General features: G+C 71.6%; 21 protein-coding genes. 11 read left to right on the top strand and 10 right to left on the bottom strand.

Going from position 1 to position 24,301, the window contains the following annotated elements; genetic code table 11:
• Positions 1–9: 9 nt before the first annotated feature.
• Positions 10–789 carry a GntR family transcriptional regulator gene (locus BT341_RS35930; protein WP_072480454.1) on the bottom strand — a complete coding sequence of 260 codons (780 nt, stop codon included), beginning with the start codon at positions 787–789 and terminating at the stop codon, positions 10–12.
• Between the two features lie 80 nt (positions 790–869).
• Between BT341_RS35930 and BT341_RS35935 the strand changes: the two genes are divergently transcribed.
• On the top strand, positions 870–2,081 hold the full coding sequence (locus BT341_RS35935) for an APC family permease (RefSeq protein ID WP_177328978.1): 1,212 nt from the start codon (positions 870–872) through the stop codon (positions 2,079–2,081).
• Positions 2,082–2,206: 125 nt separating this feature from the next.
• Positions 2,207–3,007: a S1 family peptidase gene (locus BT341_RS35940; protein WP_072480456.1), complete on the top strand. Its 801-nt coding sequence runs from the start codon at positions 2,207–2,209 to the stop codon at positions 3,005–3,007.
• Between the two features lie 40 nt (positions 3,008–3,047).
• Here BT341_RS35940 and BT341_RS35945 read toward each other — a convergent pair whose 3' ends face one another.
• Both BT341_RS35945 and BT341_RS35950 read right to left on the bottom strand, forming a co-directional pair.
• Positions 3,048–4,148 (bottom strand): NAD(P)H-dependent flavin oxidoreductase, encoded by a 1,101-nt coding sequence (locus BT341_RS35945; protein ID WP_072480457.1) that lies wholly within the window; start codon positions 4,146–4,148, stop codon positions 3,048–3,050.
• Positions 4,149–4,161: 13 nt separating this feature from the next.
• Positions 4,162–5,778, bottom strand: coding sequence for an acyl-CoA synthetase (locus BT341_RS35950; RefSeq protein ID WP_177328979.1), 1,617 nt, complete (start codon positions 5,776–5,778; stop codon positions 4,162–4,164).
• Between the two features lie 62 nt (positions 5,779–5,840).
• On the opposite strand from BT341_RS35950, the gene BT341_RS35955 reads away from it, so the two are divergent.
• The 4 genes from BT341_RS35955 (at position 5,841) to BT341_RS35975 (ending at position 10,568) form a co-directional block, all read left to right on the top strand.
• Positions 5,841–6,629 carry a crotonase/enoyl-CoA hydratase family protein gene (locus BT341_RS35955; RefSeq protein WP_072480459.1) on the top strand — a complete coding sequence of 263 codons (789 nt, stop codon included), beginning with the start codon at positions 5,841–5,843 and terminating at the stop codon, positions 6,627–6,629.
• Between the two features lie 780 nt (positions 6,630–7,409).
• Entirely contained in the window at positions 7,410–8,387 is a 978-nt protein-coding gene (locus tag BT341_RS35965; RefSeq protein WP_072480461.1) for a Zn-ribbon domain-containing OB-fold protein, read from the top strand.
• Positions 8,388–8,394: 7 nt separating this feature from the next.
• Positions 8,395–9,408, top strand: a complete 1,014-nt coding sequence (locus BT341_RS35970; protein WP_072480462.1) for a thiolase domain-containing protein — start codon at positions 8,395–8,397, stop codon at positions 9,406–9,408.
• Positions 9,405–10,568: a thiolase domain-containing protein gene (locus tag BT341_RS35975; RefSeq protein WP_072480463.1), complete on the top strand. Its 1,164-nt coding sequence runs from the start codon at positions 9,405–9,407 to the stop codon at positions 10,566–10,568. The genes BT341_RS35970 and BT341_RS35975 overlap by 4 nt, the downstream gene beginning before the upstream one ends.
• Here the strand turns inward: BT341_RS35975 and BT341_RS35980 are convergent, their stop codons facing one another.
• The 3 genes from BT341_RS35980 to BT341_RS35990 all read right to left on the bottom strand — a co-directional run bounded on the left by BT341_RS35980 (position 10,569) and on the right by BT341_RS35990 (position 14,542).
• Positions 10,569–11,591 carry a YhjD/YihY/BrkB family envelope integrity protein gene (locus BT341_RS35980; RefSeq protein WP_072480464.1) on the bottom strand — a complete coding sequence of 341 codons (1,023 nt, stop codon included), beginning with the start codon at positions 11,589–11,591 and terminating at the stop codon, positions 10,569–10,571.
• A gap of 877 nt (positions 11,592–12,468) precedes the next feature.
• Positions 12,469–13,260: a transglutaminase-like domain-containing protein gene (locus tag BT341_RS35985; protein WP_072480465.1), complete on the bottom strand. Its 792-nt coding sequence runs from the start codon at positions 13,258–13,260 to the stop codon at positions 12,469–12,471.
• Positions 13,261–13,315: 55 nt separating this feature from the next.
• Entirely contained in the window at positions 13,316–14,542 is a 1,227-nt protein-coding gene (locus BT341_RS35990) for a cytochrome P450 (RefSeq protein WP_072482368.1), read from the bottom strand.
• 232 nt (positions 14,543–14,774) lie between these two features.
• On the opposite strand from BT341_RS35990, the gene BT341_RS35995 reads away from it, so the two are divergent.
• The 4 genes from BT341_RS35995 to BT341_RS36010 all read left to right on the top strand — a co-directional run bounded on the left by BT341_RS35995 (position 14,775) and on the right by BT341_RS36010 (position 18,946).
• A complete protein-coding gene (locus BT341_RS35995; RefSeq protein WP_072480466.1) occupies positions 14,775–15,932 on the top strand; it encodes a steroid 3-ketoacyl-CoA thiolase in 1,158 nt (385 codons plus the stop codon).
• A gap of 78 nt (positions 15,933–16,010) precedes the next feature.
• Complete coding sequence (locus tag BT341_RS36000; protein WP_072480467.1) at positions 16,011–16,808, top strand: alpha/beta fold hydrolase; 798 nt, start codon at positions 16,011–16,013, stop codon at positions 16,806–16,808.
• 176 nt (positions 16,809–16,984) lie between these two features.
• Positions 16,985–17,980 (top strand): hypothetical protein, encoded by a 996-nt coding sequence (locus BT341_RS36005; protein ID WP_072480468.1) that lies wholly within the window; start codon positions 16,985–16,987, stop codon positions 17,978–17,980.
• A gap of 24 nt (positions 17,981–18,004) precedes the next feature.
• Positions 18,005–18,946, top strand: coding sequence for a TIR domain-containing protein (locus BT341_RS36010; RefSeq protein WP_072480469.1), 942 nt, complete (start codon positions 18,005–18,007; stop codon positions 18,944–18,946).
• Between the two features lie 13 nt (positions 18,947–18,959).
• On the opposite strand, the gene BT341_RS36015 is transcribed toward BT341_RS36010, so the two are convergent.
• The 4 genes from BT341_RS36015 to BT341_RS36030 are packed head-to-tail and all read right to left on the bottom strand — an operon-like array spanning position 18,960 to position 22,967.
• Positions 18,960–20,162: a metal-dependent hydrolase family protein gene (locus BT341_RS36015; protein ID WP_072480470.1), complete on the bottom strand. Its 1,203-nt coding sequence runs from the start codon at positions 20,160–20,162 to the stop codon at positions 18,960–18,962.
• Positions 20,159–21,574, bottom strand: a complete 1,416-nt coding sequence (locus BT341_RS36020) for a sodium:solute symporter family protein (protein ID WP_072480471.1) — start codon at positions 21,572–21,574, stop codon at positions 20,159–20,161. The genes BT341_RS36015 and BT341_RS36020 overlap by 4 nt, the downstream gene beginning before the upstream one ends.
• On the bottom strand, positions 21,571–21,768 hold the full coding sequence (locus BT341_RS36025) for a hypothetical protein (protein WP_072480472.1): 198 nt from the start codon (positions 21,766–21,768) through the stop codon (positions 21,571–21,573). The genes BT341_RS36020 and BT341_RS36025 overlap by 4 nt, the downstream gene beginning before the upstream one ends.
• Positions 21,769–21,773: 5 nt before the next feature.
• Positions 21,774–22,967, bottom strand: coding sequence for a M20 metallopeptidase family protein (locus tag BT341_RS36030; RefSeq protein WP_072480473.1), 1,194 nt, complete (start codon positions 22,965–22,967; stop codon positions 21,774–21,776).
• An 86-nt stretch (positions 22,968–23,053) separates the two neighbouring features.
• Between BT341_RS36030 and BT341_RS36035 the strand changes: the two genes are divergently transcribed.
• On the top strand, positions 23,054–24,100 hold the full coding sequence (locus tag BT341_RS36035) for an Lrp/AsnC family transcriptional regulator (protein WP_072482369.1): 1,047 nt from the start codon (positions 23,054–23,056) through the stop codon (positions 24,098–24,100).
• Positions 24,101–24,301: the final 201 nt, after the last annotated feature.

The raw sequence follows: 24,301 nt of genomic DNA on the forward strand, positions 1-24,301 counted from the left end.
CGCGTCGCGTCAGGTCGCCGGGCGGCCCAGCTGGGTCACGAAGCTCAGCCGGTCACCTCGGTACAGCGAGCGGACCCGCTCGAACGGCGCGCCGTCCGGGCCCCACGAAATCCGGTGCATGAGCAGCATCGGCAGCGCCGGGTTGGTCCCGACGAGCAATGCCTCGCGGGGCGTCGCCAGCACCGTCTCGACCCGCTCCTCGGCGCCGTCGAAGACCACGCCGAGCTTCTCGCTCAGGCACGCGGACAGCGACTGCCCGGGGTCGAACACTTCCAGCAGCGTCGGGAACCGGTCGGCCAGGAGATATGTCGATTCCAGGCCGACGCGCTCCTCGTCGGCCAGCAGCACCCGCTCGATGTGGATCACCTCGGCGTCCGAGGTCACCTGCAGGTCGGCGGCCAGCGCGCTGCCGGCCAGGCGCCGCTCCAGCGTGATGACGTTGCGGCCCGGCCGGATGCCCTGGCGCCGCAGCCCTTCGGTGTAGCTCACCAGCGCCAGCGGCTGCACCAGCTTGGGCGCGGCGACGTACGTGCCGCTGCCCTGCCGCCGGCTGAGCTTGCCCTCGAGCACCAGCTCGCCGACCGCCTGGCGCACGGTCGCCCTCGACACCTCGAACCGCTCGCACAGTTCCCGTTCCGTGGGCAGCACCGCCCCTTCCCCGAGTTCCGCGATCACCGCCAGCAGCTCGACCTTGACCGCGTAATAGCGCGGGACACGGCCGTGCTCGGGAATCCCGTCCAGCACGGGACCGTCGGCGGACAGGCGGGAATGGCGTGAAGGGGCGGGCACGGACCCGACCCTATTGGTTTCCCGCTGCGCCGTGGTTGGCTGTGGCACGCAACACGGCCGACACACGGAGGATCACCCGGATGCGCTCGACACCGCTGGCCCGGCGGCTCGGCCTGGCCGACGCCGTTTTCCTCGGCCTGGGCTCGATGATCGGCGCGGGTGTGTTCGCCGCGTTCGCCCCCGCGGCGCGGGCCGCGGGATCCGGGCTGCTGCTCGCGCTGCTCCTCGCGGCCGTCGTCGCCTACTGCAACGCGATGTCTTCGGCGCGGCTGGCGGCGATTCACCCGGAATCCGGCGGCACTTACGTTTACGGCCGGGAAAGGCTCGGTGAATTCTGGGGATATCTCGCGGGCTGGGGATTCGTCACCGGGAAGACGGCCAGCTGCGCGGCGATGACGCTGACCGTGGTGGCCTATGCGGCGCCCGGCCTCGGGCAGCCGTGGCGGAGCCTGTTCGCCGTCGCGGTCGTCGCCGCGCTCACCGTGGTCAACTACTTCGGCGTCCACCGGTCCGCGCTCGCGACGCGGGTCATCGTGTCCTGCACCCTGCTCGTGCTCACCGCCGCCGGAGTGGCGATGGCCGCCGGGCCGCACGCGGACGGCCCGCTCGTCGCCTGGCCGGGCGGCGGCGGTGTCCTGGAAGCGGCCGGACTGCTCTTCTTCGCCTTCGCCGGGTACGCGCGGCTGGCGACGCTCGGCGAGGAGGTCCGCGACCCGGCCCGGACCATCCCGCGCGCCATCCCGCTCGCCCTCGGTCTCACCCTCGTCGTCTACGCCGCGCTCGCGGTCCTGCTGCTCGTCCGGCTCGGGCCGGCCGCGCTCGCCGCGAGCCCGGACCCGATCGCCGCGGCCGTGCCGGGATGGCTCGCCCCGGTCGTGCGGGCCGGTGCCGCGCTCGCGGCGCTCGGCTCGCTGCTCGCGCTCATCCTCGGCGTCTCGCGCACGACGCTGGCGATGAGCCGCGACGGTCACCTGCCCCGGTTCCTCGCCGCCGTGCACCCGCGTTACGACGTGCCGCACCGCGCCGAACTCACCGTCGGGCTCGTGGTCGCCGTGCTCGCGGCGTTCCTCGACTTGCGCGGCGCCATCGGCTTCTCCTCCTTCGCCGTCCTCACCTACTACGCGATCGCCAACGCCGCCGCGCTCACGCTGAAGGGCAAGGTGCGGGCCGTGGTCGGCCTGGCCGGGTGCGTGGTGCTGGCCTTCAGCCTGCCGCGGGCGTCGGTACTCGCCGGTTGCGTGGTGCTGTTGCTCGGCGCATCGGCCTACGGCGTTCGCCGGATCCGCCGGTGAGAAATCACCCAACTGCCCGAAAGATCCGAAGAAAGTCGGTTGTCCGGGTCGCCGGGCACCTGGTGTAGTCGGTTTGCCGCTCTCGGCAACCGCTTCCACTGTGGACACCGGAAGGACTGATCCCCTTGGCTGGAAAGCGCTGGTTCACCCTGCTCAAAACCGCCACCACCGCGCTGGCCGCGGTCGCCGCCGCCGCGGCGTTCGCCACCCCGGCGATCGCCGCCCAGCCGCCGTCCACCGACGTCGTCGGCGGCACCCGCGCCGCCCAGGGCGAGTTCCCGTTCATGGTGCGGCTGTCCATGGGCTGCGGCGGTGCCCTCTACACGAAGCAGATCGTCCTGACCGCGGCGCACTGCGTCAGCCGGACGGGGCCGAACACCTCGATCACCGCGACCGCCGGTGTCGTCGACCTGCAGAGCACCAGCGCGCAGAAGATCCGCTCGACCTACGTCTACCAGTCCCCCACCTACGGCACCTCGACCGGCGGCGACTGGGCGCTGATCAAGCTGGCGAGCCCGGTCAGCGGCCTCGCGACGCTGCCGATCGCGACGACGTCGGCTTACAACAGCGGCACGTTCACCGTGGCCGGCTGGGGTGCGGCCCGCGAAGGCGGCGCGCAGCAGCGGTACCTGCTCAAGGCGACCGTCCCGTTCGTCGACGACGCCACGTGCGCCGCGCAGGGCGGCAGCTACCCCGACCTGATCCCGAGCGCGGAGATCTGCGCGGGCAACCTCGCTTCCGGCGGCGTCGACACCTGCCAGGGCGACTCCGGCGGCCCGATGTTCCGCCGCGACAACGCCGGCGCGTGGATCCAGGTCGGCATCGTCAGCTGGGGTGACGGCTGCGCCCGGCCGCACGCTCCCGGCGTCTACACCGAGGTGAGCACGTTCGCGTCCAAGATCGCCGCGGCCGCCGCCACGCTGTAACCGCCTCCGCGAAGAGGGGCCCGCCGCGGCGGGCCCCTCTTCAGCGCGTCTTGTCCAAACGCGACAGTGCTTCTTCGTAGCCGGACACCAGTTCCGCGACGACGTCGGCGACCGGGCGGACCCGGTTCATCCGGCCGACGATCTGCCCGACCGGCATGGACACCACGCTCGGGTCGTTCGCCGCGTGGATCCGGTTGTGGGCGTGGGAAACCAGCAGGTTCTGCAGCGGCATGGGCAACGGCTCCGGCGCGTCCGGCGCGGCCCACGCCTCGGTCCACCGCGTCTTGAGCAGCCGCGCCGGCTTCCCGGTGTAGATGCGCGTCCGCACGGTGTCCGACGACGACGCGGCGACGAGCGCCCGCTGCATCGCCACCGACTCGCCCATCGTCTGCAGGTACTCCTCGGTGGCCAGCCACATCGAGCCCATCCAGACCCCGGACGCGCCGAGCGCGAGCGCCGCGGCCACCTGGCGGCCGGACCCGATCCCCCCCGCGGCGAGCACCGGCACGCCGACCGCGTCGACGATCTCCGGGACGAGCACCATGGACGCGATCTCGCCGGTGTGCCCGCCGGCTTCGTAGCCCTGCGCCACCACGAAGTCGACGCCGTTGTCGACGTGCCGCACCGCGTGCGCGGCCTTCCCGGCCAGCGCGGCCACCGGCACCCCGCGGTCGTGGCACTGGCCGATGACGTCCACCGGCGGCGAGCCGAGCGCGTTGGCGATCAGCTTGATCGGGTGGTTCAGCGCGACCTCGACGTGCGAGCGGGCGACCGAGTGCAGCCAGCCGAGCACGCCCGCGCGTTCGTCGGTGTCGTCGGGCAGCGGCGGCACGGCAAGCTCGTTCAGCACCCGGTCGACGAACGCGCGATGCCCCTCCGGGATCATCTTCGCCAGGTCGACCTGGGTGCCTTCGGCGGGCACCTTCGCCGGCATCACGATGTCGACGCCGTAGGGCTTCCCGCCGGTGTTCTCGTCCATCCAGGTGAGCACCCGGTCGAGCTCGGCGGCGTCGTTGAACCGGACGCAGCCGAGCACGCCGAGCCCGCCGGCGCGGCTGAGCGCCGCGGCGACGTGCTCCGAGGGCGTGAACCCGATGATCGGCAGGTCGATGCCGAGGCGGTCGCACAGGGATGTCCGCACGGGTGGTGTCCTCCTAGACGGGCTGGGCCGTGGCCGGTTCGTGCTCGGCGGCGTAGCGCTGGGCCCACGGGTAGTCCGGCTTGCCGCTGGGCGAACGGCCGATCTCGGGCGCCAGCCAGATCGTGCGCGGCACCTTGTACCCGGCGACCTCGCCGCGGACGTGCTCCTCGATGGCGGCCAGGTCCGGCGACGCGCCCTCGCGCAGCTGGACGACCGCCGCGACGCGCTGGCCGAGCCGGTCGTCCGGGATGCCGATGACGAGCGCGTCGAAGACGTCGGGGTGGGACTTCAGCGCCCCTTCGACCTCTTCGGGGTAGACCTTCTCGCCGCCGGTGTTGACGCACTGCGAGCCGCGGCCCAGCAGCGTGACGGTCCCGTCTTCTTCGTAGCGGGCGTAGTCCCCCGGCACGACGTAGCGGGCGCCGCCGACCTCGACGAAGATCTTCTTGCTCTTCTCGGGATCGCCGTAGTACCCGAGCGGGACGTGCCCGCGGCGCCCGATCAGCCCGACCGCGCCGGGCTTCTTCTCGACGACGTTGCCGTCTTCGTCGAGCAGGATCGCGTCCTGGCCGAAGGTCACGCGCGGGCCGGCGCTGTGGTCGGAGCCCTTGGCCACCATGCCGATCCCGGTGAACCCGCTTTCCGACGAGCCGATCGCGTCGGTGATCACGGCGTTCGGCACCAGCTCGACGAACTCCTGCTTCACCGACTGCGAGAACAGCGCGGCGTGGCTCGACACGGCGACGATCGACGAAGCGTCGTAGTCGCCTTCGCGGAAGGCCTCGATGAGCGGGCGGGCCATCGCGTCGCCGACGATCGTCAGGACCTGGACCTTGTGCTCCTGCACGGCTTTCCAGATCTCGTGGGCGTCGAAGCGCGGCACGAAGACCACCGGGCTGCCGGTGAAGAGCGCACCGAACGCGGCCCACTGCGCGGCGCCGTGGATCAGCGGCGCCGCGGGCAGGCGCGTCAGGCTGCCGGCCTTGCCCTGCTCGGCGAGCGTCCACTCGTCGGGGACGTACTCGCCGGTGACGAAGTTGATCCCGCCGCCGAGGGCGCGCCAGACGTCCTCCTGGCGCCAGAGCACGCCCTTCGGGTAGCCCGTGGTGCCGCCGGTGTAGAGGATGTAGAGGTCGTCGCCCGAGCGTTCCTCGAAGTCGCGCTCCGGGCTTTGCGCCTCGAGGGCGGCCTCGTAGTCGACACCGCCGTAGCGCGCGTAGTCGCCGTCGCTGCCGTCGTCGATCACGACAACGTGTTTCAGTTTCGGCGCTTCGGGCAGGACGGCGGCGACCTTGTCGGCGTAGCCGCGTTCGTGCACGAGGGCGACGAGCTCGGCGTCGTTGAAGAGGTAGACGAGCTCGCCGTGGACGTAGCGGTAGTTGACGTTGACGGCGATCGCGCGCAGCTTGTACGCCGCGATCATCGCCTCGAGGGCCTCGATCGAGTTGCGGGAATAGACCCCGATGTGGGACCCGCGTCCCACGCCGTGCGCGGCGAGGTGGTGGGCGAGCCGGTTGGCCCGCGCCTCCAGCCCGGCGAAGGTGACGTGCCGGTCGCCGCACACGACCGCGACGCGCTCCGGCACGGCGTCGACGGCGTGCTCCAGAAGATCCGCGATGTTGAGTGCCACGCCCTCAAAGTAGAACATGTTATCGTTCTGGGCAATGGCACTGCTGCTCTCGGAGGTCTTCGGTGGGTGAACCGCACGCGCTGGTTTCACAGGAGGGCCAGACCCTCGTCGTCACGATGAACCGGCCGGAAGCCCGCAACGCGATCACGGGCGAGATGATGGCGATCATGGCCGACGCGTGGGACCGCGTCGATGCGGACGACTCGATCCGCAGCTGTGTCCTGACGGGCGCGGGCGGCGCGTTCTGCGCGGGCGCGGACCTGAAGTCGATGTCCCGCAACTCGCCGTCGGAGTCGTTCGCGTCGGGCAAGTTCGACCCGTCGTTCATCCCGGGCCTGCTGAAGGGCCGCCGCCTGACCAAGCCGCTGATCGCGGCGGTCGAAGGCCCGGCCATCGCGGGCGGCACGGAGATCCTGCAGGGAACGGACATCCGGGTGGCGGGCGAGTCGGCCCGTTTCGGCGTGTCGGAGGCCCGGTGGGGCCTGTTCCCGATGGGCGGCTCGGCGGTGCGGCTGCCGCGCCAGATCCCGTACACGGTGGCCGCGGACATCCTGCTGACCGGACGGCACATTTCCGCTGCCGAGGCGCTGGCCGTCGGCTTGATCGGTCACGTGGTGCCGGCCGGCCAGGCTCTGTCCCGCGCGCTCGAGCTGGCATCGCTGGTCAACGCGAACGGGCCGCTGGCGGTCCGGGCGATCCTGCGGACGATGCGCGACACGGAGGGCATGCACGAGGAGGAGGCGTTCAAGCTGGACTCCAAGTACGGCGTCGAGGTGTTCGCTTCGGGGGACGCCAAGGAGGGGCCGCGGGCGTTCTCGGAGAAGCGGAAGCCCGAGTTCCGGGGCCGCTGACGGCGCCGCGCGTAACAAGCTCCGCGCCCTCACCGAGTTCACCGGCGACAGGTCGCCGTTGCGCAACTGGAGGCTGAGTGAACTCGCCGAACGAACCGGAGCCGGGAAGAACAACCAGCTTGGCGGCCGTCACCGGCGACCCGAAGTTCGCTTCGGATTTTCTCCTGGCCGAATACTAAACACTCCGCGATGAGATCCTCAAGAAGATGGACCACCGGACTTCGATGGTGGTCTCTTCGGTGACGGTGAGTTCCGCCGTCCTGGGCTTCGGTGTCGAACGGGCGAGCGGCCCCCTGCTCCTGCTTTCCCCGCTCGTTTTCACTTCTCCTCGGCACCCTCATCGTGTTCCAGAACGCCCAGATCGGGCAGGCTTCCGAGCCCTCCGGCAGCAGGTCGGACTCCCGCTCCGCTCGGCCTACGCCGAATTCCGCGGTTGGCACCACACGAAACGCGATCCCAAGTACCGCCTCAAGCAGCGGCTGCTCCCGTACCACCTTCCGCTGATCCTGATCGCGATCGCCCCCGCGGTCGTGGCCATCCCTCTCGCCTTGGCGAACGCGAAACCGGTCCTCTTGACCGTCCCGATCCTGGTCGTGGACCTCTGCCTGCCGGCCATCTACATCGCGCAGCTCGTCAAGCTACGAGACCTGCTGTAATCCGTGCAAGACCATCTGTACCGCCTCCGCCGCACCGCGCGTCGTAGAACAAGTTCCACACATCCCCGACTCCATCGACTGGGGAATCTTGCCGCCAGAACAAGAACGTGTTTCACTCAAGGACGTGACCGAGACACCACTGGCGGCACCCCTCAACGTCGGCTTCGACTACACGCGCTCCACCGGGCCCGTTCTCGGGCGGTTCGTCAACGCGCTGCGCGAGCACCGCATCGAAGGCGTCCGCGGCAGCGACGGCCGCGTGCACGTCCCGCCGGTCGAGTACGACCCCGTGACCGCCGAGCAGCTCAGCGAGTTCGTGCCGGTGGCCGGCGAAGGCACCGTCGTCTCCTGGTCGTGGTGTGCGCACCCGCTCGACGGCCAGCCGCTCAGCCGGCCCTTCGCCTGGGCGCTCGTCAAGCTCGACGGTGCCGACACGCCCATGCTCCACGCCGTCGACGCCGGGGCGCCCGAGAACATCCACAGTGGACTGCGCGTCCGCGCGCGATGGGCCGACGACGCCGTCGGGCACATCCGGGACATCGCCTACTTCCTCCCCCTCGACGCCGAGGACACCACGCCCACCGAGCCCGCTCCGCCGGTTGCCGAACGTGATGAAGGGGCGCCTGTCAGCGTCGTCATCACCCCCGTGCACCTGAAGTACATGCACTCCGCGTCCCCCGAGGAAAGCCGATATCTCCGTGGCCTCGCCGAAGGCAAGCTGATCGGCCAGCGCTGCCCCGCCTGCGGCAAGGTCTACATCCCGCCGCGCGGCGCCTGCCCGACCGACGGCGTGCCCACCACCGACGAGGTCGAACTGCCCGACACCGGCATCGTCACCACGTTCTGCATCGTCAACGTCCCGTTCCTCGGCCAGCGCATCAAGCCGCCGTACGTCGCCGCGTACATCCTGCTCGACGGGGCCGACATCGCCTTCCTCCACCTCGTCCTCGGCTGCGCCGCCGAGGACGTCCGGATGGGCATGCGCGTGCGCGCCGCCTGGAAACCCCGCGACGAGTGGTGGACGTCGCTGGAGAACATCAGCCACTTCGAGCCGACCGGCGAGCCGGACGCGGCCTACGAAACCTTCGCCCACCACCTGTGAGGTCCTGATGCCAGACGTCGCGATCGCGGGCTTCGCGAAGGCCCCCAACGTCCGGGAAACCGACGGCACCACCAACGGCGTGGAGATGCTCGTCCCGATCTTCGCCGAGGTGTTCGCGCAGACCGGCCTGTCCAAGCAGGACATCGGGTTCTGGTGCTCCGGCTCGTCGGACTACCTCGCCGGACGCGCCTTCAGCTTCATCGCCGCGGTCGACGCGATCGGCGCGTTCCCGCCGATCCACGAGTCGCACGTCGAGATGGACGCCGCCTGGGCGCTGTACGAGGCGTGGCTGAAGATCAGGACGGGCGAGGTCGAGACCGCGCTCGTCTACGGCTTCGGCAAGTCCAGCGCCGGGCAGCTGCGCCGGGTGCTCGCCCTGCAGCTCGACCCCTACGTCGTCGCTCCACTGTGGCCGGACTCGATCTCGATCGCCGGCATCCAGGCGCGCTTGGGCCTGGAAGCCGGCCTCTGGTCCGAAAAGGACCTCGCCGAGGTCGCCGCCCGCCACCGCGGTGTGGAAGCGGCCGAGCTGCTCGACACCCCGTACTTCGCCGATCCGCTGCGCAGGCACGACATCGCGCCCATCACCGACGGCGCGGCCGTCGTCATCCTGTCCACCGTGGAACGCGCACGCGACATCGTCGACCGGCCCGCGGTCATCACCGGCATCGAACACCGCGTCGACTCCCCCGTGCTCGGCGCCCGCGACCTGACGCGCTCGCCGTCCACCGAAGCGGCGGCCGCGGCCCTCGACCTCGACGGCGCCGACCTCGCCGAGCTGCACGCGCCGTTCACGCACCAGGAGCTGATCCTGCGCACGGCGCTGAAACTCGACGACGGCGTGAAGATCAACCCGTCGGGCGGCGCACTCGCCGCGAACCCGATGTTCTCCGCCGGCCTCGCCCGCATCGGCGAGGCGGCGGCCCGGATCCACCGCGGGGAGTCCCGCAAGGCCGTGGCGCACGCGACGAGCGGCCCGGCGCTGCAACAGAACCTGGTGACCGTGCTGGAGGCCCGATGACCAAGCAGCTCACCGCCGTGCTCGGCACCGGCCAGACGCACCACCGCGCCAAGCGCGCCGACGTCTCGATGCCGGGACTGCTGCGCGAGGCGATCGACCGCGCGATGGCCGACGCCCAGGTGGCATGGGCCGACATCGACGCCGTCGTGCTCGGCAAGGCCCCGGACCTGTTCGAGGGCGTCATGATGCCCGAGCTGTTCCTCGCCGACGCGCTCGGCGCGACCGGGAAGCCGTTGCTGCGCGTGCACACCGCCGGCTCGGTCGGCGGGTCGACGGCACTGGTCGCCGCGTCGCTCATCCAAGCGGGTGTGCACCGCCGGGTGCTCACGGTGGCCTACGAGAAGCAGTCCGAGTCGAACGCGATGTGGGGCTTGTCGATCCTGCCGCCGTTCCAGATGCCGGTCGGCGCCGGCGCGGGCGGCTACTTCGCGCCGCACGTGCGCTCCTACATCCGCAGGTCCGGCGCGCCGGAGCACGTCGGCGCGATCGTCGCGGCGAAGGACCGGCGCAACGGCGCCCTGAACCCGTACGCGCACCTGCGGCAGCCGGACATCACCGTGGAGTCCGTGCGGAAGTCGCAGATGCTGTGGGATCCCATCCGCTACGACGAGACGTGCCCGTCGTCCGACGGCGCGTGCGCGATGGTGCTCGGCGACAAAGCCGCCGGGGACGCCGTCGAAGGCGGCGCGGCGTGGATCCACGCGACGGCGATGCGCACCGAGCCGACCACGTTCGCCGGCCGGGACCAGGTGAACCCGCGCGCCGGACGCGACGCCGCGGCCGCGCTGTGGGCGGAGGCCGGGATCACCGACCCGATGTCCGAAGTGGACGTCGCCGAGATCTACGTGCCGTTCTCGTGGTTCGAGCCGATGTGGCTGGAGAACCTCGGGTTCGCGCCCGAAGGCGAGGGCTGGAAGGTCACCGAGGCGGGCGAGACGGCGATCGGCGGCCGGCTGCCGGTGAACCCGTCCGGCGGCGTGCTCTCGTCCAACCCGATCGGCGCGTCCGGCATGCTCCGGTTCTCCGAAGCCGCGAAGCAGGTCATGGGCCGGGCCGGCGACTACCAGGTCGACGGCGCGCGGATCGCCGTCGGGCACGCCTACGGCGGCGGGTCGCAGTACTTCTCGATGTGGGTGGTCGGGTCGGAAAAGCCGAGCTGATCACCGCCGCCGCGAGCGGCGCCAGCGCAGCGCGAGCAGCGTCCCGGCCACCCCGGTCACGACGCCGACCGCGGCGGGCACCGCCATCGGCGGGTCCGGCACGACCACGGGCTTCAGCACGACCGGCGCGGGCGGCGCGACGGGCTTCGGCGGCGCGTCCGAGCCGGTGGCCGTCCACGCGGTGACGTAGACGAGCAGCCGCGCGACGAGCGAGATGAAGAAGATCAGGCCGATGACCGAGCCGAACGCGATGCCGGTCGGCGAGTCGCTGATCAACCGCAGGTAGAAGCCGCCGGCCAGTTTGAGCAGCTCGAACCCGACGGCGAGGGCGATCGCGCCGCGCACCGCGCTGCGCACGCCGACCTTCTGCCGCGGCAGCCGGGTGAGCACCCACAGGAACACCAGCCAGTCCGCGGCCAGCGACAGCGGCACCGACGACGCCGACACGAGCTGGTGGCCCCAGCTCGTGTCGTCCAGCCCGGCCAGCCGCAGCAGGTAGCCGCCGAGCGCGGTCCCGGAGATGGTGAGGCCGAAGGACACGAGCAGCGCAGCGCTCAGGCCGAGCAGCGCGAGCAGGTCGACGGCGATCAGCCGCAGCAGCGGCTGGTCGGACCGGTTCTGCCCCCACAGCGCGGTGAGCGAGTCCCGCAGCGCGTTCATCCAGTTCCAGCCCGAGTAGAGGCCGATGACCAGGCCGAACGCCCCGACGCTCGTCCGCTGCTCGACGAACCCGGTGAGCAATTCGGTGGCCTTCCCGCCGAGCCCGCCGGGCAGCGTCGACACGATGGCGTGCACGAGGGTGTCGAGCAGATGCGGCTGGCTGGCCAGCACGAACCCCCCGACCGACGAGGCGACCATCAGCAGCGGCACGAGCGAGAGCAGGCTGAAGTAGGTGATCGAGGCGACGTAGTGGTAACCGCCGGAGTCGACATAGCGGTTGGTGGCGCGGGCGAGGTGGTCCAGCCACCGGTACCGGGCACGGGCCCGCGCCCAGGGGCTCGGGGCCTTGGGGGAACTGTTCACGAAGACTGTCTACCCAGCCGGACGCCGGTTCGCGCAGGCAACACGCGGTCGGCCCACCTCGGGGGGTGGGTTGGCAGGGGGGTAGCAGGGTCGGCGGTTGCGCAGCGCGGGCGGTGCGGCGGCGCGAGCAGCGCGGCGCGGCGCGAGCAGCGCGGCGCGGCGCGAGCAGCGCGGGCGAGCAGCGCGGGCGAGCAGCGCGGGCGAGCAGCGCGGGCGAGCAGCGCGGGCGAGCAGCGCGGCGCGGCGCGGCGCGGCGCGGCGCGGCGCGGGCGAGCAGCGCGGCGCGAGCAGCGCGGCGCGGCGCGGGCGAGCAGCGCGGCGCGAGCGGCGCGGGCGAGCAGCGCGGCGCGGCGCGAGCAGCGCAGGCGGTGCGGGCGACGGGTGGGCCAGGCAGGCGGCTGGCTTGCGGCGGCTCAGCGCAGGCGGCGCGAGCGGTGCGCTCAGCGGGCGCGCGGTGCGGGCGGCGGATGGCCGGGCAGCGGCAGGCTCTGCTCAGCGCAGGCCGCGCACTTGGAGCGGCGGGCGCTCGCGCGGCAGCCCGCCCGGCGCGGGCGGCGGGTTTGGCCGGGATTGGCGGCAAGCTCACCAGCTGCTCAGCGCAGCCAGCACGCTCGGCGCGGGCGGCGCTCCGCGCGCCCGGCGGGCGGCGGGCGCCGGGCGCGGGCGGCGGGTTGGCGAGGTTGGCGGCAGGCGCACCGGCTGCTCAGCGCAGCCGGCGCCCGGCGGCACCCGGGACGACAGCGCGAGCGGCTCACCCGCGACCGGCCGAGCCGGAGGGCGCTCGCAGGCCCCGACCCGAACAGCTACCGGCCAACCGGCCCGGCGGAGGGCTCAGCTCGGCCGCGGGAGCCGGCACAGCGGCGGGCCGAGCACACGATCAGCCCAGGACCACCAGCTCGTGGCCGTCGTCGGGTGGCGTTGCCGTGTCCGTCGTCGCGAACACCGTGCTGCCCAGGAAGCCGAGCTCGCAGCCGAGGGTGGCCAGGAACGCCGTGTCCGCGGCGTCGCGGCCCGTGGCGATGCGCAGCATCGTGCGGCGGGGTGCCCGGCGGGTCGCGTCGAAAACGTACCAGTGGCCGTCGACGGCTGCCTCGAACACCGCGTGGAAGTCCATTGGGGACAGTCCCGGCGCGTAGACCGCGACGTAACGCGCGGGGATGTCCAGGAACCGGCACAGCGTGACGCACACGTGCGCGAAGTCGCGGCAGACGCCCTCCCCGGCCAGGAGCGTGTCGATCGCGTCGTCGGTCGCCCGGCTCGATCCGACCACATAGGACAGTCGTTCGTGGACGTGCCGGACGATCGCGTCCACCTGCTTTTCCGGGCTCCCCAGCTTCAGCAGCCGCGGAGCGACCAACCCGGCGACGCGGTCGGACGGGCAATACCGGCTCGGCCGGGTGAACACGGCCGCGTCGGCGAGCGTCACCGGCTCGGGTTCGGGCTCGGTCAGCGCGCGTTCGGCGTGGTAGGTGACGCGGTGTTCGCCGGCGGGCAGCTCGAAGACCTCGGCCCGGGTTCCGTGCGCGAACTCGACCGGCTCGCTCTCGCCGTGCCAGGAGACGATCAGCTCTTCGGTGTCCGCGTGCGCCGCCGCGACCGAGATCGCGGCGGGCCCGGGCCGGGTGACGCGGACGGAGAACTCGACGTCGACGGTCGCTCGCGAGGCCATCACGTCATGATGTCATCCGCCGCCGGAAACGTCGCCCGGCCGGCGCCCGGCCCGCTCAGGCGTACCGGACCGGGTAGTGCTTGATCCCGTTGAGCCAGCTCGACCGCAGCCGCACCGGCGGCGCCGCCTCGGTGATCCCCGGCATCACGTCCGCGATCGCGTTGAAGATCAGGTCGATCTCCAGCCGGGCCAGGTTCGCGCCGATGCAGTAGTGCGAACCCGTCCCGCCGAAGCCGACGTGCGGGTTGTCCTCGCGGAGCACGTCGAACTTCTCCGGGTTGTCGAAGACCTCGTGGTCGAAGTTCGCGGAGCTGTAGAACATGCCGACGCGGTCGCCCTTGCGGATGTGCGCGCCGCCCAGCTCGGTGTCGCGGGTGGCGGTGCGCTGGAACGCGACCACCGGGGTCGCCCAGCGGACGATCTCGTCGGGCGCGGTCTTCGGCCGCTGGTCCTTGTACAGCTCCCACTGGTCCGGGTGGTCGAGGAACGCCTTCATGCCGTGGGTGATGGCGTTGCGCGTGGTCTCGTTCCCGGCGACGGCGAGCAGGATGACGAAGAAACCGAACTCGTCCGAGCCGAGCGCTTCACCGTCGACATCCGCCTGGATGAGCTTCGTGACGATGTCGTCCATCGGGCACTTGCGGCGGTCCTCGGCCATGTTCCAGGCGTAGCCGATGAGCTGCGCGGACGCCTCCAGCGGCTCGACGTCGTACTCCGGGTCGTCGTAGGCGACCATCTGGTTCGACCAGTCGAAGATCTTGAGCCGGTCCTCCTGCGGGATGCCGATCAGCTCGGCGATCGCCTGCAGCGGCAGCTCGCACGCGACGTCGGTGACGAAGTCGCCGGACCCCTTCTTCCGCGCCTCCCGCACGATCCGCTCCGCGCGCTCGCGCAGCGTGTCCTCGAGCTTGGCGATCGACCGCGGGGTGAAGCCCTTCGAGACGATCCGCCGCAGCTTCGTGTGCTGCGGGGCGTCCATGTTGAGCAGCACCAGGCGGTTCGCGTCGAGGTTGTCCTCGGTCATGCTCTCGTCGAAGCGGATGATGGCGGTCTTCTCCCGCGACGAGTACAGCGTGCTGTCGCGCGAGACCTCCTTGACGTCCGCGTGCCGGGAGACGACCCAGTAGCCGTCGTCGCGGAAGCCGGCGGTGTTGTGCTTCTGGGGGTTCCACCACACCGGGGCGGTGCGCCGCAGCTCGGCGAACTCGGCCACCGGCAGGCGTTCGGCCAGGAGATCCGGATCGGTGAAGTCGAACCCGGCGGGGATGAGCGGAGCGGCCACGGTGCCTCCCACGGTTCGCCTTTGAAACACGTTCTAACAGCGATTACAGCATACGGTGTTAACTTACGGAAGACCGTTCAGTGAAACCTGTTTACTTGACCGATGAGGCCAGGTGATCGAGCGCTCACTCGGCGAAGATCAAAATCCGGCCGATCCTGGGATCGCTTGCTTGAAACGATAACTTGTTCTAGTTTCGACGGCGGTGAACAGTGTTTCCGACGAAGGGGACGACATGGGCGTGCCGGTCATCGTCGAAGCCGTGCGGACCCCCATCGGCAAGCGGGGCGGGCTGCTGTCCGGCCTGCACGCGGCCGAGCTGCTGGGCGCCGCGCAGACCGCGCTGCTCGACCGCGCGGGGATCGACCCGGCGCTGGTCGAGCAGCTGATCGGCGGCTGCGTCACGCAGGCGGGCGAGCAGTCCAACAACGTGACGCGCACGGCGTGGCTGCACGCGGGCCTGCCGGAGACCGCGGGCGCGACGACGATCGACGCCCAGTGCGGCTCGGCCCAGCAGGCCACCCACCTGGTGGCCGGCCTCATCGCGACCGGTGCCATCGACGTGGGCGTCGCGTGCGGGGTCGAGGCGATGAGCCGGGTGCCGCTGGGCACGAACCGGGCCGGCGCGTCACCGCGGCCCGCGTCCTGGTCGATCGACCTGCCCAACCAGTACGACGCGGCCGAGCGGATCGCCGTCCGCCGGGGCCTGACGCGCGCGGACGCCGACGAGTTCGGTGCCCGCTCCCAGCAGAAGGCCGCCGCCGCGTGGGCGGCGGGGCACTTCGACCGCGAGGTGGTGCCGGTCAAGGCCCCGGTCCTCGACGACACGGGAGCCGCGACGGGCGAAACCCGCCTGGTCGGCCGCGACCAAGGCCTGCGCGAGACGACGGCGGAAGGCCTGGCGCGGCTCAAGCCGGTGGTCGACGGCGGGGTCCACACCGCCGGGACGTCGTCCCAGATCTCCGACGGCGCGGCGGCGTTGCTGCTGGCGGACTCGGACCGCGCGGCCGCGCTCGGCCTGCGTCCCCGGGCGCGGATCGTGGCGCAGGCGCTGGTCGGCGCGGAGCCGTACTACCACCTGGACGGCCCGATCCGCGCGACGGAACGGGTCCTGTCCCGGACCGGGATGAGCATCGGCGACGTGGACCTGTTCGAGGTCAACGAGGCGTTCGCGTCGGTCGCGCTGTCGTGGCAGCGGGTGCTGGCGCCGGATCCGGCCCGGGTCAACGTCAACGGCGGCGCGATCGCGCTCGGGCACCCGGTGGGCAGCACCGGCGCCCGGCTGCTCACCACGGCCTTGCACGAGCTGGAGCGCCGGGACGCGGCGACGGCGCTGGTGACGATGTGCGCGGGCGGCGCGCTCGCCACGGCAACGATCATCGAACGGCTCTAGCCGGGCCGGTGGGATCCCGGGTTTCGAAGGCTCGACCACCGCGCCGTCCAGCGGGCCGGCTGTGCTTGACTTCGGGGCATGATCTCGGAGAGCCGCTGCCCGGTCCAGGACGGTGAGCTCCTCGTCCGCCGCGGCGGCGAGGGCCCGGCGCTGCTGCTGATCCCCGGCGGCACCGGGGCGGGTGACTCCTACCGCGCGCTGGCGAAGCAGCTGTACGCGGACTACACCGTCATCACCTACGACCGGCGCGGTCACTTCGGCAGCACGGACACGACGACGGGCCCGGTACCGGTGTCCGTGCAGGCCGACGACGCGCTGGCGGTACTGGACCACGCGACCGACGGCCCGGCACTGGTGTTCGGCACGAGCGCGGGCGCGCTGATCGGGCTCGACCTGGTGGCCCGCCACCCGGACCGGGTGACGGCGCTGGTGGCGCACGAACCCCCGGCGGTGCACCTGATGCCGGACGCGAGCGGCTGGCTGGAAGCGGCGGCGGAGCAGGTCCGGCTGGCCCGTTCGGGTGAGCTGCTGACGGCCGTGACCCGCTTCGCGGACGCGATCGCGGGCGCGGCCCTGCCCGACCTGCCGAACCTGCGCCTGCCCCACGAGGCCGACTGGATCCGGTTGTTCGACCGCGAGCTGACGGAGTTCTTCGACTACCTGCCCGACCTGCGCGCGTTGCGCCGCGCGAGCACGGAGATCTACCCGGTGGCGGGCGAGGGCAGCCGCGGTCATTACCACTACCAGCCGGCCAAGATCCTGGCGCTGGAGCTGGGGCTGCCGTTCACCGAGATGCCGGGGGCCCACCTGGCGCCGCAACGGAATCCGGCCAAGTTCGCGGCCGCGTTGAAGGACCTGTTGAACGCGGAAGCCTGAGGCACCCGGAAAAGGCCAAAAAGCAGACAGATCCGCGACAGATTCTGTCCACTTCCTCTCCGCTTCCAACAAAACGGCCACAGGTCGATTCAATATCGGCACCCGCACGTCGGTGATCGATTGGCGCACGTATGCTCGCGGCCCGGCGGACCAGTGACCGAGGTGGAGGATCGCCGATGACCGAGACCGACTTGTCCCGTGACGTGGTTTCCGTGCTGTCGCACTACCTCCGGCGGAGGGCGGAGGGTGGAAACGCCGCGTACGACGCATCCCTGGAAGAACTCCTCGGCCAGGTGCAGGCTCGGTTTTCCGAGCCGTTCCTCGCGGAAGTGCTCGCCCGGTTCACCGAACGGCCGTCGGGCCCGGTCGAAACGGACGCCATGCGGCTCTACCTCAGCCAGGAAATAGCGGGAGACGGCGACTTCGCCCGGCAGCTGAGGTCCGCGCTCGGCGGACGGAAGGCAGGAAAGGTGAAGAAATCCCGGAAACGCTGGGTGGTGGCGGCTCTCGGCGTCGTGGTGCTGCTGGCGGCCGTCTTCGTCGCCGCCCGGCTCACCCAGTCTCCCACGCAGCAGGTGGTGGCCGCGCCGACGACGGTCACCGCAACACCCGCGGCACAGCCGTCCACGAGCGCCGCACCGACGTCGGCCACGGAATCGGCCCCGGAAACCACCACCACCGGCGAAACCGCCGGGGCGGCCGTTCCCGGCGACGGCAGCAGCGTGCCGAAAGGATCGCCGGTCTCGCTGCTCGACCTTCCGCTCACGAACAACGAATGGCACGTCCAGCACGGAGATCACGACGTGCAGCTGACGCAGTACCCGAATTCCCTGTGGAACATGCTCGCGACGTGCAACAGCAGCGCCTACCGCGGGGAGCAGCAGTTCCGGCTGAAGAACTTCACCCGCCTGGAGGTCAAGGCCGTGGGCACCGACTCGACGGCTTCGCCGGATCTCGCCGTGAAGTTCGAAGTCTTCCTGAACGACGACGGCGTGAACGCGAAACAGGCCGTCGTGGTGAATCCCGGGGAAACCAAGACGTTCTCCGTCGACCTCCCGGAGAACGTCTTCGCCCTGAAACTCCGGACCTCGTTCACCACCGCCGCGGGCAAACCGTGCCGGAGCGGCAATGCGGTGTGGGGTTCGCCCTACGTCGTCGCGGCCGGGCGCTGAGCACCACACGGACGGAGACCGACCATGAACACCGTCTTCATCAACTTCCGCGCCGGTGACGCGCAGGACACGGCTGTGCTGATCGACCGGAAACTGTGCCGGGTGTTCGGCGCCGACAACGTCTTCCGGTCGAGCCGGACGATTCCCAAGGGGGTCGCGTTCGACCCGGTCCTCATCGAGGCCGTCACCGGCTGCTCGGTCTTCCTGGCGGTGATCGGGCCGAACTGGCTCAGCGTGGAGCACGAGGGCAGGCGGCGGATCGACGCACCGGCCGACTGGGTGCGCACCGAGATCGAACTGGCGATCGCCGGCGGCAAGCCGGTCATCCCGGTCCTCGTCGGTGACCGGGCGATGCCGGCCGCCGCAGAGCTGCCCGCGACCATCACCGACCTGGCCCGGCGGCAGTACCTCCGGATACACCACCGTTCCGCGGAATACGACCTGCGGCACCTCGTGGACTCGGTACGGGAGCACCTCGGACCGTCGGTCCCACCCAGGATGGCCGATGCGCCGGAGTCGGCCCTGGTGGCCACCCTGGAGTCCATGGGCCGGACCTCCGACGTGCGCTTCGGGCCGGTCAGGATCGACAACCGCCTGTTCAGCGACAGCATCATCCACCGCAGCGATCTCTTCGCGCAGAGTCCCCGCGGCTCGGTCAGCTTCAACCTGGGCCGGAGCTACCGGCGGTTCGAATCGACCGTCGGTGTCCTCGACAACGCCGTCGACGCGGGCCAGGTCGGGGTGTTCCAGGTCTTCCTGGACGGGCAGCCCGGCCCGGAGGTGACGGCGACACTCGGCCGGTCCCGGGTGCTGCGGGCCGACGTCACCGACGTGCTGCGGCTCGAGCTGCGGTCCTACCGGCCGGGCACCACCGAAAGCCCGCTGCTCGCCGGTGCCCGGATGGCGGGCGGGTTGTCGAACCACCTGCCGGAGCTGGGGTGGGGCAATCCCGTCGTGCACTCCTAGCGAGCGGCACGCGTCAGATCACCCGGACGCCGTCCTTCCACACCTCCCGGATGTTCGACGCCAAGGCCGGGAAGTCGTATGGGTTCCCGGACACCACCACCAGGTCCGCCCGCAGGCCCGGCGAAATCCGGCCCAGCTCGCCGTCCAGGCCCATCAAGCGGGCCGCCGAGGACGTGGTTGCCTCCAGGACCTCCGCCGGCGGTATGCCGCACGCCGCCATCAGCGACAGTTCCTCCAGGTTCGTTCCGTGCGGGCCCACTCCGCTGTCCGTTCCCATCGCGATGCGCACTCCCGCCGCGTACGCGCGGCGGACCGAGTCGCGGTGGACCTCCACCACCTCGCGGGCCTTCGCCACCACCGCCGACGGCAGATCCACGCCCGCGTCCGCCGCGCGGACCACGTTGACCGGGGCGATCAGCGTCGGCACCAGCCAGGTTCCGTGGCCGAGCATCAGCTCGATCGCCTCGTCGTCGAGGTAGATGCCGTGCTCGATCGAGCGCACCCCGGCCCGCACCGCGTTCTTGATGCCCGCCGCGCCCTGGGCGTGCGCCATCACCGGACGCCCCTGCATCGCCGCCTCGGTGACCAGGACCTCCAGCTCCTCCGGGGTGAACTGCGAGTGCCGCGGGTCGTCGCGCGGGGACAGCACGCCGCCCGTCGTGCACACCTTCAGCACGTCCGCGCCCGCGCGCAGCAGCGTGCGGGCCACCCGGCGCATCTCGTCCGGGCCGTCCGCCGTCGCGTCCGGGCGGCCCGGGTGCGGCACCAGCAGCGGGACGCACATGCCCGACGGGAACCAGTCGTCGCCGTGGCCACCGGTCGGGCTGATCAGGCCGATCGAGATCTGCAGCCGCGGCCCCGGGATCAGCCCGTCGTCCACCGCCTGCTTGATGCCCAGGTCCGCGCCCGACGCGTCGCGCACCGTCGTGATGCCCAGCCCGAGCGTCGCCCACAGGTTCCGCGCGGCTTCGTAGAACTGGTAGGAGAACGGCTTCTGCACCCGCGACAGCAACCCGATGTCCGACACCGTGACGTGCACGTGGCAGTCGAACAGCCCCGGCAGCAGCACCGCGCCGGAGCAGTCGACACCTTCGTCGCCGTCCAGGCCGGTGCCGACGTCGACGATCCGGCCGTGCTCGACGACGACATCGGCCGCCGCCGGCTCCGCGCCCGTGCCCTCGAAGACCGAGCCGCCGGTGAAAACCGTGCGCGTCACGCCGCCTCCACGAGAGAAGTCCGCCGCGGCGCCAGCACCGCGGCCAGGGCCAGCACCACGACGTTGACGCCCAGCCCGACCAGGCCCACGTTCACGGTGCCGACGAGATGGGTGTCCACAAAGGTCAGCCAGACGACCACGGCCTCGCCGGCGATCAGCCCGGCGAAGACCGGGCCCTTGCCGACGGGCACCTTCCGCAGGAAGCCCAGCAGGTTGGCCGGCGCCAGCTGGACCGACCCCGAATAGGTGAGCAGCAGCAGGTTGGCCAGCAGATCCGGCCGGAAGATGCCGAGCACCAGGGCAAGGGTACTCGCGAGCACAACCGTGCCGTGGTTGATCCAGAACTGCCCGCGGCCGCTGCGGACCCGGACGATGTTGCGCGCCACCAGCGACGAGATCCCGATGAGGATCCCGGCCGCCGGCACCATCGCGGTGGCCGTGGCGGCGACCACGACGACTCCTGTCACCCAGCCGGGCAATGCGTCCTTCGACAGCGTCAGCAATACACCGTTCGGGTCACTCCCCTTGGGCACGACGATGATCGCCGCGAAGCCGATCAGCATCGGCAGCAACAGGGAAAGCTCGTACACCGGCATCCAGGTGTAGTTGCGCCGCAGCACCTTCGGGTCGCGCGCGGACATCAGCGCCGGCCACGAGTGCGGCAGCGTCATCAGCCCGACGCCGATCGCGCTGACCAGCATGCTCGTCAAGAACCAGACGTGGTCGTTCGCTCCGCTGTGGACGATCAGCTTCTCCGGGTGGAGCTGCTCGATCTTGCGGAACACGCCCCCGACGCCGCCGGCGAAGTGCGTCGGCACCGCGATGATCAGCACGACCAGCGCGACGAGCATGATCCCGTCCTTGAAGTAGGACGTCGCCGCGACGCCGCGCAGCCCGGCCCACAGCACGAACGCGACCACCAGCACGCTGCCGGCGACCATGCTCAGCGTCCCGGACGCGGTGTCGCCGGTGACCAGCCGGACGATCAGGCCCAGCCCGGTGATCTGCAGCTGCAGGTACGGCAGCACGAACACGACACCGAGCACCGCGGACAACGTGCCGAGCGCCCGGCTGGCGTAGCGGTCCTCGAGGAAGTCGCCCTGCGTGAGGTAGCCGCGTTCCTTCCCCATCGTCCAGAGGCGTTTCGCGAGGAAGAACAGCACGACGTAGGCGATCGGCACGTACGGCAGCGCGTACATCGCCGCGACGCCGCCGGAGAAGGCGAGACCGGCCATGCCGAGGAAGGTGAAGGTGGTGAACACCTCGCCCGCCTGGAGGAACCACATGGTCAGCGCGCCGAAGCGGCGCCCGCCGACGGTCCACTCGGCCAGGTCCGCCGCCGGGCGGCGCCGTCCGACGAAGCCGAGCACGCCGATCAGGACGATGCCGACGAGGGTGAAGGTCAGGATCACCGGTCTTCCTCCCGTCCGCGCATCAGGCGTTCCGACAGCAGCAGCGCCGGGGTGAACATGAGGCACCAGAACGCGCCCCACACGATCATCCGCGGCAGCCCCAGCCACAGCCCCGTCGTGTTGACGAACGGCAGGAACGGCATCAGGACCAGCGCGAGAACCGGGAGCACCGGCGGCCAGTGGTAGCTGCGCACGCGCCTCACCCCGCCAGGAGCGCGAGCCGGCGGACGGCCAGCTCGGCCAGCAGCGCGGCGCCGTCACCGAGCACGCTGTCGTCGAAGCGGGCGCGCGGCGAATGGTTGTCGGCGGCGCTCGCCGGGTCGCCCGGGCACGCGCCGAGGAACAGGTACGCGCCGGGGACGCGTTCGAGGACGCGGGAAAAGTCTTCCGAGCCGGTGATCGGGTCGGCCATCTCGGTGAACCGTTCCGGGCCGAAGACGTCACGGACGGTGTCGGCGACGAAGGCGTACGCGTCGGCGTCGTTGATCGTCGCCGGATACTCCGGTTCGTAGGTGACGTCGATGTCCAGACCGTGCGCGGCGGCGATCCCGCGGCACACCTGCACCGCGCGCTCGCCCACCCGCGCGGCGACCTCCGGGGAGAAGGACCGCAGCGTCGCCTCGAACTTCGCGTCGTCCGGGATGATGTTCCGCCGCGTGCCGGCGTGGAACGAGCCGACCGTGACGACGACCGGGTCGAAGACGTCGAACCCGCGCGTGACCATGGTCTGCAGCGCGGTCACCATCTCGCAGGCCGCCGGGATCGGGTCGCGCGCGTCGTGCGGTGACGAGCCGTGGCCGCCCTCCCCCAGCACCCGCACGGACAAGGCACCCGACGCCGCCATCAGCGTGCCGGGCCGGGCGACGAACTGGCCTTTCGCGTAGCTCGAGGCGGAGACGTGCAGGCCGTACGCGGCATCGACGTGCTTGCCGGACGCCGTCAGGACGCCCTCCTCGATCATGTGGCCGGCGCCGTCCCAGCCTTCCTCGCCGGGCTGGAACATGAACACGACGTCGCCGGGCAGCTCCGCCTTGCGCGCGGCGAGCAGCCGGGCCGCGCCGACCAGGCCCGCGGTGTGCAGGTCGTGGCCGCAGGCGTGCATCGCGCCTTCGATGGCCGAGCTGAACTCCTCGCCGCTGGCCTCGGTCACCGGCAGCGCGTCCATGTCGCCGCGCAGGAGCACGGTGCCGCCGGGCCGGCCGCCGCGCAGGACGGCGGTGATCGACGAGAGGTTCTTGCCGAGGCTGACTTCCAGGTCCAGGCCGTCCAGTGCCGCGAGGACCCGGTCCTGGGTGCGCGGCAGCTGCAGGCCGATCTCGGGGATGCGGTGCAGGTCGCGGCGCAGGGCGATCAGGTCGTCGAGGATGGCGGCGGCGTCCGAGCGCAAATTCATGCGCCGATCATGCGAGAGTCGAGCACAATGGCGGGGAAAAATCCGCAAAACCACCGTTGCGAGGTCTGATGGGCGAAGAATCCGCCATGTTGGCCGAGCAGGACCTCAAACTGGTCGACGCGCTCCAGGCCGCGCCGCGGGCGTCGTGGTCGACGCTCGGCGAGACGCTCGGGCTGGGCGCGGTCACGGCCGCCCGGCGCTGGGACGCGCTCGTGGAGCGCGGCGACGCGTGGCTGACCGCGTACGCGGGCGGAGAGCTGACCGCGCAGCTGGCCCTCGCCTTCGTCGAGATCGACTGCGAGCCCGGTGCGGCGCTGGACCTCGCGGCCGCGTTGGCCGCCGACGTCCACGTCGTGACGGTGGAGTGCGTCGCCGGGCCGTGCGACCTGCTCGTTCACGTCGTCGCGCCGACGTTGCGGCAGCTGGGAGCGCACGTCCAGGCGCGGGTGGCGACGGTGGCGGGCGTCGCCCGGGTGCGGACGACGGTGTCCCCGCGGATGTTCACCGAGGGCAGCCGGTGGCGGGTGCGGGCGATCTCACCGGGGCAACGGGAAGCGCTGTCCACGAAGCAGGCGAAGAACCGCGCGCCACTGCGGTTCGACGAGGCGGACCGCGCGTTGATCCTGGCGCTCGGCGTGGACGCGCGGGCGTCGGCGGCGGCGCTGGCGGCCGAGCTGGGCATCGGCGCCACGACCGTCCGGCGCCGGCTGGACACGTTGCTCGGCCGCGGCGCGGTGCGCGTCCGGTGCGAGATCGCGCGGTCGGTGTCGCCCGCGCCGGTGACCGTGACGCTGTGGCTGCGGGTGCCCCCGGACAAGCTGGAGACGACCGCGCGGTCCCTGGCGATGGTGCCGGAGGTCCGGATGTGCGCGGCGCTGTCGGGGGCGGCGAACCTGATGCTGGTGGTGTGGCTGCCTTCCCAGCACGACGCGGTGGCGCTGGAGGGCGGGCTGGCGGCGAAGCTGCCGTGGCTGGAGATCATCGGCCGCGCGGTGACGCTGCGGAGCGTCAAGCTGATGGGCCGCCTGCTGGACGCGGCCGGGCGCGGGACCGGACGGGTGCCACTGGACTTCTGGGCCGCGGTCCCCGTACCGGAGCACGGGGACCGCGGCGTGAGCCGGTCCGGGGGATGAGGGGGTGAGGTGGAGGGAAGCATCCGCCGGACCGGGGCCTTCGGGGTTGGGCTCTTGTCGGGCTTTCGAGCTGGGCTCTCGGGTCGGGCTCTCGGGGTGGGTTTCGGAGCCGGTCCTCGCTGCCAGTCGCTGCGGCCGGTCTTCGCGGCCGGTTTCCGCGCGAGGAGAGGAACCGGCCCGGTCGCCGAGGGGCGGCCGCCG

The sequence above is a fragment of the Amycolatopsis australiensis genome (assembly GCF_900119165.1).
GTDB lineage: Bacteria > Actinomycetota > Actinomycetes > Mycobacteriales > Pseudonocardiaceae > Amycolatopsis > Amycolatopsis australiensis.